This window comes from Amycolatopsis sp. NBC_01286 (assembly GCF_035982555.1).
In the GTDB taxonomy this organism is placed as follows: domain Bacteria; phylum Actinomycetota; class Actinomycetes; order Mycobacteriales; family Pseudonocardiaceae; genus Amycolatopsis.
This window is the reverse complement of record NZ_CP108428.1, coordinates 7470424-7485085: the sequence shown is the minus strand read 5'-3', so window position 1 is coordinate 7485085 and position 14662 is coordinate 7470424. Positions and strand designations below refer to the sequence as shown.

At 72.6% G+C, this 14662-nt stretch carries 15 protein-coding genes; 2 read left to right on the top strand and 13 right to left on the bottom strand.

Annotated elements, in window-relative coordinates; genetic code table 11:
* Positions 1–12 precede the first annotated feature (12 nt).
* A complete protein-coding gene (locus OG570_RS35185) occupies positions 13–468 on the bottom strand; it encodes an Lrp/AsnC family transcriptional regulator (protein ID WP_247051868.1) in 456 nt (151 codons plus the stop codon).
* Positions 465–1607 carry a M24 family metallopeptidase gene (locus tag OG570_RS35180; protein ID WP_326953236.1) on the bottom strand — a complete coding sequence of 381 codons (1143 nt, stop codon included), beginning with the start codon at positions 1605–1607 and terminating at the stop codon, positions 465–467. Before OG570_RS35180 ends, OG570_RS35185 begins: the two co-directional genes overlap by 4 nt.
* Before the next feature lie 131 nt (positions 1608–1738).
* On the opposite strand from OG570_RS35180, the gene OG570_RS35175 reads away from it, so the two are divergent.
* Positions 1739–2686, top strand: coding sequence for a 5'-3' exonuclease (locus tag OG570_RS35175; protein WP_326949687.1), 948 nt, complete (start codon positions 1739–1741; stop codon positions 2684–2686).
* On the opposite strand, the gene OG570_RS35170 is transcribed toward OG570_RS35175, so the two are convergent.
* The 5 genes from OG570_RS35170 to OG570_RS35150 form a co-directional block, all read right to left on the bottom strand.
* Complete coding sequence (locus tag OG570_RS35170; RefSeq protein ID WP_326953235.1) at positions 2683–3900, bottom strand: GNAT family N-acetyltransferase; 1218 nt, start codon at positions 3898–3900, stop codon at positions 2683–2685. The genes OG570_RS35175 and OG570_RS35170 overlap by 4 nt on opposite strands.
* Before the next feature lie 55 nt (positions 3901–3955).
* Positions 3956–4294 carry a DUF4333 domain-containing protein gene (locus OG570_RS35165; RefSeq protein WP_326953234.1) on the bottom strand — a complete coding sequence of 113 codons (339 nt, stop codon included), beginning with the start codon at positions 4292–4294 and terminating at the stop codon, positions 3956–3958.
* A gap of 25 nt (positions 4295–4319) precedes the next feature.
* Positions 4320–5522 carry a GNAT family N-acetyltransferase gene (locus tag OG570_RS35160; protein ID WP_326953233.1) on the bottom strand — a complete coding sequence of 401 codons (1203 nt, stop codon included), beginning with the start codon at positions 5520–5522 and terminating at the stop codon, positions 4320–4322.
* A 76-nt stretch (positions 5523–5598) separates the two neighbouring features.
* A complete protein-coding gene (locus OG570_RS35155) occupies positions 5599–6390 on the bottom strand; it encodes a DUF4333 domain-containing protein (RefSeq protein WP_326949691.1) in 792 nt (263 codons plus the stop codon).
* Positions 6391–6548: 158 nt separating this feature from the next.
* A complete protein-coding gene (locus OG570_RS35150) occupies positions 6549–9326 on the bottom strand; it encodes a DEAD/DEAH box helicase (protein ID WP_326949692.1) in 2778 nt (925 codons plus the stop codon).
* 227 nt (positions 9327–9553) lie between these two features.
* Here OG570_RS35150 and OG570_RS35145 point away from each other — a divergent pair, with 227 nt between their 5' ends.
* On the top strand, positions 9554–10120 hold the full coding sequence (locus tag OG570_RS35145) for a hypothetical protein (protein ID WP_326953232.1): 567 nt from the start codon (positions 9554–9556) through the stop codon (positions 10118–10120).
* A gap of 36 nt (positions 10121–10156) precedes the next feature.
* On the opposite strand, the gene OG570_RS35140 is transcribed toward OG570_RS35145, so the two are convergent.
* From OG570_RS35140 to OG570_RS35115, 6 genes are all read right to left on the bottom strand, one after another.
* Positions 10157–11038 (bottom strand): diacylglycerol/lipid kinase family protein, encoded by an 882-nt coding sequence (locus OG570_RS35140; RefSeq protein ID WP_326953231.1) that lies wholly within the window; start codon positions 11036–11038, stop codon positions 10157–10159.
* Positions 11038–12012, bottom strand: coding sequence for a twin-arginine translocase subunit TatC (gene tatC, locus OG570_RS35135; protein WP_326949695.1), 975 nt, complete (start codon positions 12010–12012; stop codon positions 11038–11040). The genes OG570_RS35140 and tatC overlap by 1 nt, the downstream gene beginning before the upstream one ends.
* Positions 12013–12098: 86 nt before the next feature.
* A complete protein-coding gene (tatA, locus tag OG570_RS35130; RefSeq protein WP_326953230.1) occupies positions 12099–12434 on the bottom strand; it encodes a Sec-independent protein translocase subunit TatA in 336 nt (111 codons plus the stop codon).
* A 31-nt stretch (positions 12435–12465) separates the two neighbouring features.
* Positions 12466–12678, bottom strand: a complete 213-nt coding sequence (locus OG570_RS35125) for a bacteriophage holin (protein ID WP_247051880.1) — start codon at positions 12676–12678, stop codon at positions 12466–12468.
* A gap of 9 nt (positions 12679–12687) precedes the next feature.
* Positions 12688–13668, bottom strand: coding sequence for a helix-turn-helix transcriptional regulator (locus OG570_RS35120; RefSeq protein ID WP_247051881.1), 981 nt, complete (start codon positions 13666–13668; stop codon positions 12688–12690).
* Positions 13665–14657: a helix-turn-helix transcriptional regulator gene (locus tag OG570_RS35115; RefSeq protein ID WP_247051882.1), complete on the bottom strand. Its 993-nt coding sequence runs from the start codon at positions 14655–14657 to the stop codon at positions 13665–13667. Before OG570_RS35115 ends, OG570_RS35120 begins: the two co-directional genes overlap by 4 nt.
* Between the last annotated feature and the right edge of the window lie 5 nt (positions 14658–14662).

Below are 14662 nucleotides of genomic sequence, written 5' to 3'. Positions count from 1 at the left end.
ACCTGCCCGGTGTCAGAACGTAGGCGAACGTCCCTCGAACGGCGTAGAGAGGACCACCGTGGTGCGAGTGGACACCTTGGCGGCCTCCCGGATCCGGCGCAACAGGTCCTCCAGCGCCAGCGGCGACTGGACGCGCACCAGCAGGATGTAGGACTCGTCGCCGGCCACCGAGTAGCAGGACTCGATCTCCTTGATGTGCTGGATCCGCTGCGGGTAGTCGTCGGGCGCGCCGGGGTCGTTGGGCGTCAGCGAGATCAGGGCCGTCAGCGGCAGCCCGATCTGCTCGCCGTCGAGCCGCGCGGTGTACCCGAGGATGACCCCGCGCTGCTCGAGGCGGCGCACCCGCTGGTGCACCGCCGACACCGAAAGCCCGACGCGTTCGGCGAGGTCGGTGAAGCTGCGGCGCCCGTCGGCCGCGAGTTCCTCGACGATCGACTGGTCGAGCGGCTCCAGGCCACCGGTGGTCATGCGTCCAGCACGACGAGTTCGTGCGGCCGGTTGTTGACGGACTCGACGCCGTCCGCGGTGACGATCACGATGTCCTCGATGCGGGCGCCCCAGCGGCCCGCCTGGTAGATGCCCGGCTCGACGCTGAAGGCCATGCCCGGCTCCAGCGGCAGCGTGTTGCCCGCGATGATGTAGGGCTCCTCGTGCACGTCCAGGCCGATGCCGTGCCCGGTGCGGTGGATGAAGTACTCGCCGAACCCGGCCTCGGTGATGACGTCGCGCGCGGCGGCGTCGACCGCCTCGGCCGTGACCCCCGGCTTCACCGCGGCGACCGAAGCGGCCTGGGCGCGCTGCAGCACGGCGTAGGTCTCGGCGACGTCGGCGTCGCGCGGCGCGCCGACCGAGTAGGTGCGGGTGGAGTCGGAGTTGTAGCCGGCCGGCAGCGGCCCGCCGATGTCGACGACCACGACGTCACCCCTGTTGATGACGCGGTCGGAGACGTCGTGGTGCGGGCTGGCGCCGTTCGGGCCGGAACCGACGATCACGAAGTCCGCCCGGACGTGGCCCTCCTCGACGATCGCCGCGGTGATGTCCGCGCCGACCTCGGCCTCGGTGCGCCCCGGGCGCAGCCACTCGTGGACGCGGGCGTGCACGCGGTCGATGGCCGCGCCGGCCTCGCGCAGCGACGCGATCTCCGCGGCGTCCTTGCGCATCCGCAGCTCGCGCACGACCGGGCCGGCGAGGGTCTGCTCGGCCTCGCCGAGCGCCGCGCGCAGGGCCAGCACGTGCAGGGCCGGGGTGAAGTCGCTGACCGCGACGCGGCCGGCCTTGCCGAGCCGGTCGGCCACCAGCTTGTACGGGTCGTCACCGTCCACCCAGGTCAGCAGTTCGACGCCGAGCTCGTCGGTCGGCACGTCGGCGTAACCGGGCGCTTCCAGCTTCGGCACGACCAGCGCGGGTGTGCCGTCGGCGGGGACGACGAGGGTGGTGAGGCGCTCGAACGAGCCGCCGGCCTGGCCGATCAGGTAGCGCAGGTCGGAACCGGGCGCGATCAGCAGGGCGTCGGTGTCCGCGGCGGCCGCGGCGGTGCGGGCGCGGTCCAGGCGGGCGCGCAGGGCTGCGGCGTCGGGGGCGGGCGTGTGGAGGGAACGGCGCGACATGGGGCGAGCCTAGCCGGGCCGCCCGGGTGATCCATCCGCCCGGTGGTGCGACATGCCGGAGCCACCTCCGACCGTGCTGGGTGGCGCGTGGCATGCCGGTCGGCGGCGCCGGGGCGTGGCAGGCTGTACGCGTGACCGGACCCCTTGCGCTGCTCGACTCCGCGAGCCTCTACTTCCGCTCGTTCTTCGCCCTGCCCGACTCGATGCGCGCCGACGACGGCACCCAGGTGAACGCCGTGCGCGGGTTCACCGACACGATCGCGCGGATCCTCACCGACCGGCGCCCGTCGCGGCTGGTGTGCTGCATGGACGCGGACTGGCGGCCGAAGTTCCGGACCGACCTGCTGCCCAGCTACAAGGCCCACCGGGTGGCCCAGGAGACCACGGGCCAGGCGCCCGACGTCGAAGTGGTGCCCGACACCCTCACTCCGCAGGTGCCGATCATCCTCGACGTCCTCGAGGCGTTCGGCTTCGCCACCGCGGAGGCGGCGGGCTACGAGGCCGACGACGTCATCGGCGCGCTGGCCCACCGCGAGAAGAAGGACGCGGTCGAGGTCATCACCGGCGACCGCGACCTGTTCCAGCTGGTGCGCGACGAGCCGACCCCGACGTTGGTCGTCTACGTCGGCAAGGGCTGGGCGAAGGCCGAGGCGCTCGGCCCCGACGAGATCGCCGAGCGCTACAGCGTCCCCCGCGAGAGCGCCGGCCCCGCCTACGCGGACATGTCCATGATGCGCGGCGACCCCTCGGACGGGCTGCCCGGCGTCGCCGGGATCGGCGAGAAGACCGCGGCGAAGCTGATCACCGAGTTCGGCTCCCTCGACGCGCTCCTGAAGGCCGCGGCGGCGAGCGACTCCCGCGTCCCGTTGAAGACGCGCCTGCGGCTGGCCGACGCCGCCGACTACCTGGCCGTCGCGCCGACGGTGGTCCGGGTCGCGGTCGACGCGCCGGTGGAGCAGTCGCGCCCGGACAAGGTCCCGGCCACGCCGGCCGACCCGGACCGCGTCGCCGAGCTGGCCGAGCGCTGGAACCTCGGCAAGTCCGTGGACCGGCTCATCGAGGCCCTGCCCGGTTCTTAGAACGGCGTCCCGCACCACGGCGCGGTGACCGTGGTGAACAGCTCGTCCGCCCGGGCCGTCGCCGCCGGGTCGCGGACCGTGATCCGGCCCGCTTCGGCCAGCGCGGACGCGCTCCACTCCCCCAGGTAGAGCATGGCCAGGGTGTCGACGTCCAGGCTCAGGTGCGCGGCGGCCCCGGTGCGGCGGGCGCCGTCCGGACCGACCTCGTAGTGCCCGGTGTTCGCCGTCAGCTGCCGGTCGGTCACGGCGAGGACCACCGGGGCGGCGTCGCGGTAGGTACGCGCGTCCAGCGCGGTGCCGACGTCGATCAGGCGCAGCCACAGGTCGTCCTCGACCTCGGCCGTGCGGGCGTGCCGGTGGTCGGCCATCATCGCCGCCAGCGGCTCGTCGACCGGGCGGAACCGGGCGCGGACCCCCGAAACCAGGTCCACCGACAGCAGGAACCGCCAGAGCGCGACGCGCGCGGCGGTGTCGGCCCCGTGCAGGTCGCGCACCTTCAGCACCGCGCCCTCGTCCGGTGCCTCGAGGGTGCGGCGGTTGACGGTGCCGTACACGGCGAAGCCGTCGTCCCCGTCCGGTCCACTGTGGACGACCACGACGTGGTCCCCGGCCGGACCGACGAGCCGGTCGTGCGAGAACGCCCACCACCCCGGCGGCCGCCCCATCATGCCGGCCCGGTGCAGCCCGATCCGCTGGTACAGCGAGGGAATCTCCTTGACGGCCTCGTCCGGGGTGAGCATCCGGACCCGCCCGGTGGCCGGGAGACGCTCGTGCAGGCGCGCGGCGGGCCGCGGGATCCAGGCCGTCTTGCCGAGCGTCGCGGAGCCGTAACCCGCGCGGCCGTAGATGGTCGGCTCGCTCGCGTGCAGCGCGGCCAGCGGCAGCCCGCGCGCGGCGACGTCGGCCAGCTGCGTGGCCATCAGCGCGCTGAACACCCCACGGCGGGTCCAGTCGGCGCGCACGCCCACGCCGTCGACCGCCGCGACGCCGAGCGTGCGCCCGCCCGGCACGGCGATCTCCGTCTCGTAGGAGCTCGTGATGCCGATCGGGGTCTCGCCGTCGAACGCGGCGAACTTGTGCGCGGCCGGCCAGGACTCCCCGTAGCGGGACCAGTCTTCGTCGCCGATCCGGTTGCTGTGCAGCGAGCGACCCAGCAGGTCGAACGTGCTGCGGCGCTCGGCTTCGGTGATGGGGCGGACGTCGAAGGTGGTCATGCGCCCGATCATGCCGGGACACCCACGACGCGGCATCCCCTTTTAGCGCAGGCACTCAGCCCGGCGGATCGACGCGGTAGCGGCCGTCCCCGTCGAGCACGGTGATCGGGACCCGCTTCGCCGTCCCCCCGATCTGGGCCGTGCAGGCGAACGCGCGCCCGGTGCTGACGGGCTGACCGACCGGGCAGCTCACACCGCCGACGTCGGCGATGTGGAAGCTCTCGACGAGGATCTTCCGGACGCCGTCGCGGACCGCGACCGGGTCGAGCACCTTCACCGGCGCACTCGTGGAGACCGGCGTGCCGCGGCTCGGCAGCACCGGCGCCGGGACCGACGCGGTGCAGCCCGAGAGCACGCAGCACAGCCCGAGGAACGCGAGGAAACGCCTGGTCACGGTGCTCACCCCCGGCGGTGCGGACTCAGAAGAAGCTACCGCACCACGACTGGACGCGCGTGCTGAACAGGACGTCGGCGGCCGCGGGGGCGGCCGGGTCGCGGACCTCGATCCGGCCGGCGTCGGCGAGCGCCGACGCGCGCCAGGTGCCGAGGTAGAGCATCGCGAGCGTGGTGACGTCGAGAGCGAGCGCGGCCGGTCCCCCGGTGCGCTCGGCGCCGTCCGGCGTGATCTGGTAGGTCCCGGAGTTGGCCGGCAGCAACGGATCGGTGACCTCGACGACGACCGGCGCGGCGTGGCCGTACTCGCGGGCGGCCAAGGCCCTCGGGACGTCGACGAGCCGCAGCCAGTGCTCGTCCTCGACGCGGTCGACGTTGCCCTGGCGGTGATCGGCCAGGATCAGCTCGACCGGCTCGTCCAACGGCCGTTCCTCGGCGACGATCCGGTCCACCAGGTCGATGCCGAGCAGGAACCGCCACAACCCGGCCAGCGCGGCCGGCGTGCCGGCGAACATGTCCGGCACCTCCAGGGTCTTGGTCCACGGGTGGGCCTGCAGGCCGCCGACGACGTAGAGGGCGTAACCGTCGGGCCCGTCCGGGCCGTGGTGCACGAGCGCCTTCACCGGATCGGTGCTGCGGCGGAGGTGGTTCTCGTAGAGCCGCCACAGCACCTCCGGGCGGGTCATCATCCCGGGCCGGTGCTCGACGCGCTCGTAGACGCCCGGCAGGGCCGCGACGGCGACGTCCAGCTCCAGCAGCTCGACCTCCCCGGCGGCGGGCGCGTCCGGCCGCAACCGCGCGCGGTGCCGGTCGACGCTGTAGGTCCGGCTGCGCGTCGCCAAGCCGTAGCCGTACCGGCCGTAGATGAGCGCCTCGGACGCGAGCAGGTTCGCGAACACCACCCCGCGCGCGGCGAAGTCCGCCAGCTGAGCGGACATCATGGCCCGCAGCACGCCGCGACGCGTCCGGTCGGCGCGGACACCGACGCCCGTCACGCCGGCCATCGGCAGCCGGGCGCCACCCGGCACCGTCAGCTCGGCGTCGAAAGCCCGGGCGGTGCCGATGAAATCCGGGTCGAACACCCCGATCGTGCCGCCGGACTGGTAGGCGCGCGCGGCGCGTTCCCAGTCCTTGTCGTCGGACGGTGGCACGTGCACGGTGGCGCGGAAGAGGGTGCTCGCGGCGCGGTGCTCGTCGTCGCGCAGCGTCCGGATCTCGAAGTCGGTCATCCCCGGATCATCTCCGGAGACGGCGGAGTCCGGCCACCGCAATTCGCGGCGACCGGACTCGGCCGGAGGTAGAACGCTACTTGGTGGCGGGCGGGGACACCTCGTAGTTGCCGCCGTCGCCCTTCACCGTGATCGGGATCTGCTGCGGCTTGCCGCCGATCGTGGCGGTGCACTCGAACTTCGCACCGTCCTCGACCTTCTGCTCGGCCGGGCAGGTGACGCCGGTGACGCCGTCGATCTTGTACGTGTCGGACAGCAGCTTCTGCACGTCCGTCTGCATCTGGGTGTTGTTGAAGACCTGCGTCTTGAAGAACCCGGGCGCGACGAAACCGAGGATGCCGACCACCGCGACGACCACGACCAGCACCACGATGCCGATCAGCAGGCCCTTCTTCGACTTCGCCGGCTTCTCCCCTTCGGGAGCCGCTGCGCCGCCGGGGAACTGCTGCTGGCCGTAGTCGTACTGGCCCTGCCCACCGGGCGGCTGCTGCCCGTACCCGGGCTGGGCCTGCGGCCCACTCTGCGGGTACTGCCCACCGGGCGGCTGCTGGCCGTACCCCGGCTGCGCCTGCGGGCCGCTCTGCGGATACCCGCCACCGGGCTGCTGCCCGTACGGCGGTGGCTGCTGACCCCACTGCGGCTGCTGCGGCGGGGTGTACCCGCCGGGCTGCTGACCCCACTGCTGCGGCTGCTGGGGTTGCTGCGGCTGACCCCACTGCTGCTGCTGGTTGGGGTCGTACGGCGGCTGCTGCGGCTGCTGCTGGCCCCACTGAGGCTGTTCCTGCGGGCCGCTCGGCGGGTACGCGCCGCCCGGCTGCTGCCCGTACTGGGGCTGCTGTGGGTCGTTGCCGCCATACGGCGTGCTCATCGTCTGCCTCCGCCTGCTTCGTTCATCTCATGCCCAGCCCGATATCGCCGCCGAGCCGCGTACGCACGGTTCGTGGCCGATCCAACCACAGGTCCGGGCCCAGCACACGCGACCACGCTCTCCTGCCGCACCGAGACGGATCAAGCCTCACACCGAGCTCACGCCGCACCCGCGGCGACCACACCACGACGCAGCGCCTTGACCGCCTCAGCCGCTGTCGCACCGACCCGGTCGGACTTGCCCAGCACGTCCCGGATCTGGTCGAGCAGGTCGATCACCTGACGCGACCAGCGCACGAAGTCACCCGCCGACAGCTCCTGCCCGTTCGCCTCGGCCGCCGTGAGCACCTTCTCCAGCGACTCGCCGCGCGCCCACCGGTAGACCGGCCACGCGAACCCGGCGTCGGGCTCCCGCGTGCGGTCGAGCCGGTGCCGCCGCTCGTCCTCGGTCAGCTCCACCCACAGCCGCGCCGTCTCCTCCCACGCCTCGGGCACCGCACCACCGGGCAGCCGCGGCTCCCCCGCGGTGTCCCGCCGGGCCTCGAACACCAGCGTCGAGACGACGGCGGCGAGCTCGGCCGGGCCGAGCTTCTCCCACACGCCGTTGCGGATGCACTCCGCGGCCAGCAGGTCCGACTCGCTGTAGAGCCGGGTCAGCCGGCGGCCGTGCTCGGTGACGCGGTCCTCGCCGTCACCCGCGGACTCCGGCCCCAGGTAGCCGCGCTCCCCCAGCAACGCGAGGATCCGGTCGAACGCGCGGGCCAGCGAGTGCGTCGTCGCCGCGACCTTCCGCTCCAGCTGCTCGGTTTCCCCGGTCAGCCGCTGGTACCGCTCCACCCAGCGCAGGTTCGCCTCCCGCTCGGCCAGCCCGTGGCACGGGTGCGCCCGCAACGCCCGCCGCAGCGCCGCCAGCTCACCGTCCTCATTGGCCCCCGCGCGCCGCTTCTGCCTGCCGGGCAAGGAAATCCCGGCACCGCGCAACGTCGTGGCGATGTCCCGGCGGGTCTTGGGCGAGCGCAGCTCGATGTGCTTGGGCAGCTTGATCCGGCCCAGCGCCTCGACCGGCGCCGGGAAGTCCGCCACCGACAACGGCCCCGACCACCGGTCCTCGGTCACCACGACCGGCCGCGGCTCGCGGATCGGGTCGAGCCCGGGATCCACGACCACGGCGAGCCCGGCCCGCCGGCCCGCGGGCACCGCGATGACGTCACCCTTGCGCAGCTTCTCCAGCGAATCCGCCGTGTCCGCGCGCCGCACGGTGGTGTTCTGCCGCGACAGGGCCTTCTCCCGCGCCGACATCTTCGCGCGCAGCTCGACGTACTCGAGCATCTCGTCGAAGTCGCCGGTCACGGCGTTGGTGTAGCCCTTGAGAGCTTCCTTGTTCCGCTCGATCCGGCGGGCCAGGCCGACCACCGACCGGTCGGCCTGGAACTGCGCGAACGACTGCTCCAGCAGGTCACGCGCCTGCGCCGCGCCGACCTGGGCGACCAGGTTCACCGCCATGTTGTAACCCGGCCGGAACGACGACCGCAGCGGGTAGGTCCGCGTCGAGGCGAGCCCGGCGACCTGCTTCGGGTCGACCCCCGGCTGCCACGAGACCACGGCGTGGCCCTCGACGTCGATCCCCCGGCGCCCGGCCCGGCCGGTGAGCTGCGTGTACTCCCCCGGCGTCAGCTCGACGTGCGCCTCGCCGTTGTACTTGACGAGGCGTTCGAGCACGACGGTGCGAGCGGGCATGTTGATGCCGAGCGCCAGCGTCTCGGTGGCGAACACCGCCTTCACCAGACCGCGGACGAACAGCTCCTCCACCGTCTCCTTGAACGCCGGCAGCAACCCGGCGTGGTGCCCGGCGATCCCCCGCTCGAGCGCTTCTCGCCACTCCCAGTAACCGAGCACCCCGAGATCGCCCTCGGGTAGCCCGGACGTGCGCTCGTCGATGATCCGGCGGATCTCCTCGACCTCGTCGGGCCCGTTGAGCCGCAACCCCGCCCGGACGCACTGCGTGACCGCGGCCTCGCAACCCGCCCGGGAGAAGATGAACACGATCGCCGGCAGCAACCCGGCCCGATCCAGCTGCTCCACGACCTCGACGCGCGACGGCGGCCGGAACCGCGGCATCCGCGGACCGCCCCGCCGCGCCCCCCGCGGCCCGTGGAACCCCGCCGGCGCGTACTGGCGGCCGATCTCCTCGGTGCGGCGCAGCAGGGTCGGGTTGATGCGCAGCTCGGCGTTCGGGCCGTGGACGTCTTCCCCGGCGAACAGGTCCAGCAGCCGGTTGCCGACCAGCATGTGCTGCCACAGCGGCACCGGCCGGTGCTCGTCCACCACGACGGTGGTGTCCCCGCGGACCTCGACCAGCCACTCGCCGAACTCCTCGGCGTTGCTCACGGTCGCCGACAACCCGACCACCCGGACGTGCTCGGGCAGGTGCAGGATCACCTCTTCCCACACCGCGCCCCGGAACCGGTCGGCGAGGTAGTGGACCTCGTCCATCACGACGTACCCGAGGTCGGTGATCGTCGAGGACCCGGCGTAGAGCATGTTCCGCAGCACCTCGGTGGTCATCACGACCACCTGCGCGTTGCCGTTGATCGAGGTGTCCCCGGTCAGCAGGCCCACCGCGTCCGACCCGTACCGGGCCACCAGGTCGCCGTACTTCTGGTTCGACAACGCCTTGATCGGCGTGGTGTAGAAGCACTTGCGCCCCTCGGCCATGGCCAGGTGCACGGCGAACTCGCCGACGATCGTCTTGCCGGCCCCGGTGGGCGCGCAGACGAGCACGCCGTGGCCGCCCTCGAGGGCCTCACACCCACGGATCTGGAAGTCGTCGAACTCGAAGGAGGATTCCGCCGCGAAGCGGGTCAGCTGAGGGTGCTTCCCCCGGCGCGCGGAGGCCGCATAGGCCTCGGCCGGGGAAGGAGAAGGGCTACTGGCCACTCCGTCAGGGTTCCACACACCACCGACAGTTTGCACGCGGCGTGACCAACGGCGTGGCGTGACGTGGTCATCGGGTCCCCCGTCTTCGCTGGTTTTTGGTCTTCGTGCGCCGGCCGGAGGCCCGTAACCAGCCCGCGCCGTATAGATCGTTATACACTCAGGTCTGCCGGGTCGCGAGGGAACCGGTCCGGTGGTTTCGCCGTCGGAGCGGCGATGAGGAGGACGTCGTGACCGCACCCTGTCCGAGCTGTGGACAGCTGGACCAGGTCCAGCACGTGCCCGCGGTCTACTACGGCGGGCACTCCTACTACCGCGGCCAAGGCCCCACGGTCGCCGTGCCGGCCGGTGACGGCGTGATCTACACCAGCGGCCAGGTGTCCGGGGTGACCGTCACCGGCGTCGCGCGGGCGCTCGATCCGTTCCCGCCCCGGCGCCGCGCCGGCGGGCTCGTCGCGGGTGTGGTGCTGCTCCTGATGGCCGGGAGCTGCTTCCTGTGGCTGCCGTTCTCCGCGGTCGACGACCCTCCCCCGGGCGGCGCCGGCGGGCCGGTGCTGGGGTTCGCGCTGCTCGCGCTGCCGTCGGTGTGCGTGTTCGGGGGCGCCGGGACGCTGATCTGGCTCTACGTCCGGCGGGTGCGGGAGTACCGGCGACGGCGGGCCGGGATCCCGGCGGCGCAGGCGCTGTGGGAGCAGGGGTGGTTCTGCCACCGCTGTGGCGGCGTCTACCTGGCGCAGGGGCCGTTGATGGCGCCCGCGCGGTTCCGGGAGCTGGTCGGCGAAGCCGGGGGCTACTGAGCGCCAGCGTCGTCAGGAGATCACTGAGTTAGTTCACTAAGCCAGAACCGTCAGCGCGCCGGGGACGCAGGTGACCGTCACCGGGACCGTGCCCTGGGGCTCGCCGTCGGCGTAGGCGGGCCAGCTGTTGCCCGTCAGGGTCACCGAGCGGGCCCGGAGCGTGCGGACCGCCGGGTGGGTGACGTGGTTGCCCGTGCGCAGGCCCGGGAGCATCCGGATGAGGCCGCGGCGGGTCGCGTGGCCGATGACCGTGACGTCGAAGACGCCGTCCTCGGGGTCGGCCGTCGGGCAGATCGGGACGCCGCCGCCGTAGAAGCGGGTGTTGCCGATGGCCACCAGAGTCGCGTCGAGCTCCAGACGTTCGGTGCCGGTGTCGACGACCACCGGGCGGGACCGGAACGCGGCCAGCTCGGCGAGGATCGCCACGTCGTAGCGGCGCGGGCCGGACGGCCAGCGCATCCGGTTGGCGCGTTCGTTGACGCTCGCGTCGAACCCCGCGCAGAGCACCGTCGCGAACCAGGTGTCGCCGACACGGCCCAGGTCGATCCGCCGGCGCGCGCCGGACTTCAGGGCCGCCACCAGGGCGTCGACCGCGGCCAGGGCCTCACCGGGGACGCCGAGGGCGCGGGCGAAGTCGTTGCCGGTGCCCGCCGGGACGAGGCCGAGCGCGACGTCGTGGTTCGCGCAGAACTGGACGCCCTGGTGGGCGGCGCCGTCGCCGCCGAGGACGATCAGGACGTCGAGACCCGCGTCGTGCGACGTCCGCATCAGCTCACGGGACTCCTCGACCGAGTTGGCCACGAGGACGTCGAGGCGGTCGACGGCGGTGCGGAGCCGTGCGGCGACCGTGTCCGCGATCCGGGCAGCGGCGCCGTGCCCCGAGGCCGGGTGCACGGCGAGCGCGGCGTGGATCCCCACTACGTGATGTCGTCGGTGCCGGCGGACCGGCCACCGGAGGCGGTCGGCGTGGAGGGCTCGTCGTCGACCTTGCTCGGCGTGTAGTCGAACGGCGCGGCTTCGTCGTCGGCCAGCTTGTCCCAGCCCTCTTCGGACCGGAGCTGATCCTTCTTGCGGTCGTGGAAGCGCGACATCTGGATCGAGATCTCGAACAGCACGGTCAGCGCGGCGGCCAGCCCGAGCATCGAGAACGGGTCCGAACCGGGAGTGGCGAAAGCGGCGAAGACGAACAGCGCGAACACGATGCCGCGGCGCCACTTCTTGAGCTGGACGTACTTGACCACGCCGACGCGGTTGAGCATGACCACCAGCAGCGGCAGCTCGAAGCTGATGCCGAAGATGACCAGCAGCGACAGCATGAACGAGATGTACTTGTCCGCGGTCAGCGCGGTGATGAACTCGCCCTGGCCGAAGCCCATCAGCAGCTGCAGCGCGTGCGGGAACAGGATGTAGGCGAGCACCGCGCCGGAGGCGAACAGCACCGAAGCGAACGACACGAACGTCAGCGCGTACTTGCGTTCCTTGGAGTACAGGCCCGGCGCGATGAACGCCCAGATCTGGTAGAGCCAGGCCGGGGCCAGCAGGACCGCACCGGCGGCGACGCCGACCTTGATCTGGATCATGAACGCTTCGAACGGCACCGTCTGCAGCAGCTGGCAGCCCTGGGCGCCGTTGAGCCGCCGGTCCGCCGGGATCGCGCAGTACGGCGCTTTCATGATCTCGCCGAGCGACGGGACCGGCCCCAGCTTGGTGCTGAACCAGATGAACCCGAAGATGCCGCCGATGACGACGGCGAGCAGGGCGAAGCCGAGCCGGCGGCGGAACTCGTAGATGTGCTCGATGAGCGTCATCGTGCCGTCGGGGTTGGCGCGGCGGCTGCGCTTGCGCCGCTTCGTGCCGCGCTTCTCCCCGTTCCCGGAGGCGGGTTCCGCCACTGGAGTTTCCGTTCTCGTCGGTGTCCTTCGGAGCGCGCCGGGCTCGACGCGCTCCGTGGACCAGGGACCGGTGGTGGACTACCCGCTCAGCTGGCGTTCTTCTGCTCGGCGGCGGGCGCCTGCTGCTGCTGCTGCTTCTTCAGCTCGTCGAGCTGCCGCTGCAGGTCGGCGACCTGCTGGTCGGTGGCCGACGGGGCGGCGGGCACGACGGGCGTGACCGGGATCTGCCGGGTCTCGACCGGCTCGGCGTCTTCGTGCGCCGCCGCCTTGTGCTCGCCGGTGAGGTCCTTGGTCTCGGCCTTGAAGATCTTCATGGACTTGCCGATGGACCGGGCCGCGTCGGGAAGCCTCTTGGCCCCGAACAACAGCACGACGACGAGCACCAGGATGATCAAATGCCACGGCTGCAATCCGTTCAGCATGGTGGCCTCCTATCTGCGTCTGGTAGGGATGTTACTGGTTTTCCGGCTTGCGGCGGCGTTGCGCGAAAGCGACGCGCAGCGCTGCCGACCGGGCGCGGACGAGTCCGGCCCGGTCCTGGGTGTTCGTAGCCACCATGCTCGCGGTCTGCTTGAACCCACGCAAGACCCGCGCGGTGCGCACCAGCAGGAGCACGAGCAGCAGGAGGCCGACGGCGGCGAGCACGATGGTGGGCAGGTACGGCACGCGGTCAGCCTAGTGGTCGCAGGTTGACGGAAGGTGACGGGCTCGGGCCACCGCGTCGGCGGCGCGGCGGCCGACGTCGGAGGCCAGGTCGGCCGGGCTCTCGACCAGCGCTTCCCCGCTCAAGCCCAGCACGAGGCGCACCATCCAGGACTGGTCGGCGTAGCGCATCCGGATCCGCAGGCGGCCGCCGTCGAGCTCGTCGAGCTCTTCGCAGGGGTAGTACTCGGCTACCCAGCGTGCGTCCGGGTCGAGGACCAGGACGGCCTCCCGCTGATCGGGACGCTCGCGGAAGACACCGTCGGAGATGTCGGTCGGGTGGGCGTGCGCGGGCGGCCGGGACGGCTCGTCGAGCACGGTCAGCTCGTCGATCCGGTCCAGCCGGAACAGCCGGACGCCCTCGGCGCGGCGGCACCAGGCCTCCAGGTACCCGACGGCCTGCACGATGAGCACCCGCATCGGGTCGACCGTGCGCTCGGTGACCTGGTCCTTCGACGCGGTGTAGTAGCGGATCCGCATCGCCTTGCCTGCCTGCAGCGCCCGGGCGACCTCCTCGCGGGTCCGCGCGGTCTTCTTGCCCTCGCGCACGCCGCCGCCGACGACCACCCCGGCCGGCTGGGCCTGCCCGGCGGCGGACTCGATCTTGGCGATGGCGCGGCGGACGGCGTCGCCGTCGACCACACCCGGGGTCTCCCCCAGCGCCCGCAGCGCGACCAGCAGGGCGGTCGCCTCGCCGCCGGTGAGCCGCAGCGGCCGGTTCATCCCGGCGTCGTGGGTGACGACGATCGTGTCACCCTCGAAGGACAGGTCGATCAGGTCGCCGGGGCCGTAGCCGGGCAGCCCGCACATCCAGAGCAGCTCGAGGTCCTTGCGCAGCTGCTTCGGCGTGACGTCGAAGTCCTGCGCCGCCTCGTCCACGCGGATGCCGGGCCGGGCCAGCAGGTAGGGCACGAGCGCCAGGAGCCGGGGCATCCGGTCGCCGGAGCCGCTCATCGGACACTCCCCTGCTGCTGCCGGGCGACGACGGCTTCCAGCCGGTCCTGGACGGTCTTGGCGAGGACGTCGGGCTCCAGCACGACGACGTCCGGGCCCTGCGCGGTGATCCAGTCGGCGGCCGACTCCGGGAAGTAGAGGCCGATCTCGACGAGGTCGCCCTCCTGGCCGTCGACGCTGGAGCGCCCGATAACGGTGCCGCGGCGGCGAACCCCGGCGGCGCGGCCGTCGGCGACCCACAGGCGCGCGGTGGTGACCGGGGCGGGTTCGGACGCGCCGCTGGTGGCCGACACGAGCTGCAGCAGGTTGACGCCCTCGGGCCGCTGCACGGCGCCGGGCTTCCCGACGGGCCGGACCTGGCCGGTGACGCGGGAGAGCCGGAAGCAGCGGGTGGCGCCGCGGTCGCGGTCGTGCCCGACGACGTACCAGCGGGCCTTCCACGACACCACGCCCCACGGTTCGAGGGTGCGCATGATGCGTTCGGGCGAGCCGCTGCGGCGGTATTCGAAGCGCACGGCCTGGCCGTTCTGGACCGCCGCGAGCAGCGGCCCGAACGCCGGTTCGGCGCGCACGCGGGGCTCGACGACGGTCGGGGCCTGGTCGTCGACCTCCAAGCCGGCGGCGCGCAGCTTCACCAGTGCGCCCTGGGCCTGCCCGGTGAGCTCCGGCGAGTCCCACAGCCGGGACGCCAGCGCGACCGCGGCGGCTTCGTCGGGGGCGAGGTCGATCTCGCCGAGCTCGTAGTCGCGGCGGGCGATGCGGTAGCCCTCGATGGCGTCGAAGGCGGAGTTGCGGCCGGTTTCCAGCGGGATGCCCAGCTCGCGCAGCTCGGTCTTGTCCCGCTCGAACATCCGGAAGTAGGCGTCGTCGCTGGCCGCGTCGCCGTATCCGGGCACGATGCCGCGAATCCGCTCGGCGGTGAGGAACTGCCGGGTGGACAGGAGGGCCAGCACCAGATTGACCAGCCGTTCGGCGCGTGCGGTGGACACCCGGT

Excerpts from the sequence above, each read along its gene's own strand:
- OG570_RS35185 (WP_247051868.1), bottom strand. The coding sequence starts at position 468 with ATGACCACCGGTGGCCTGGAGCCGCTCGACCAGTCGATCGTCGAGGAA.
- OG570_RS35180 (WP_326953236.1), bottom strand. The coding sequence starts at position 1,607 with ATGTCGCGCCGTTCCCTCCACACGCCCGCCCCCGACGCCGCAGCCCTG.
- OG570_RS35170 (WP_326953235.1), bottom strand. The coding sequence starts at position 3,900 with ATGACCACCTTCGACGTCCGCCCCATCACCGAAGCCGAGCGCCGCAGC.
- OG570_RS35160 (WP_326953233.1), bottom strand. The coding sequence starts at position 5,522 with ATGACCGACTTCGAGATCCGGACGCTGCGCGACGACGAGCACCGCGCC.
- OG570_RS35155 (WP_326949691.1), bottom strand. The coding sequence starts at position 6,390 with ATGAGCACGCCGTATGGCGGCAACGACCCACAGCAGCCCCAGTACGGG.
- tatA (WP_326953230.1), bottom strand. The coding sequence starts at position 12,434 with ATGCTGAACGGATTGCAGCCGTGGCATTTGATCATCCTGGTGCTCGTC.
- OG570_RS35120 (WP_247051881.1), bottom strand. The coding sequence starts at position 13,668 with ATGAGCGGCTCCGGCGACCGGATGCCCCGGCTCCTGGCGCTCGTGCCC.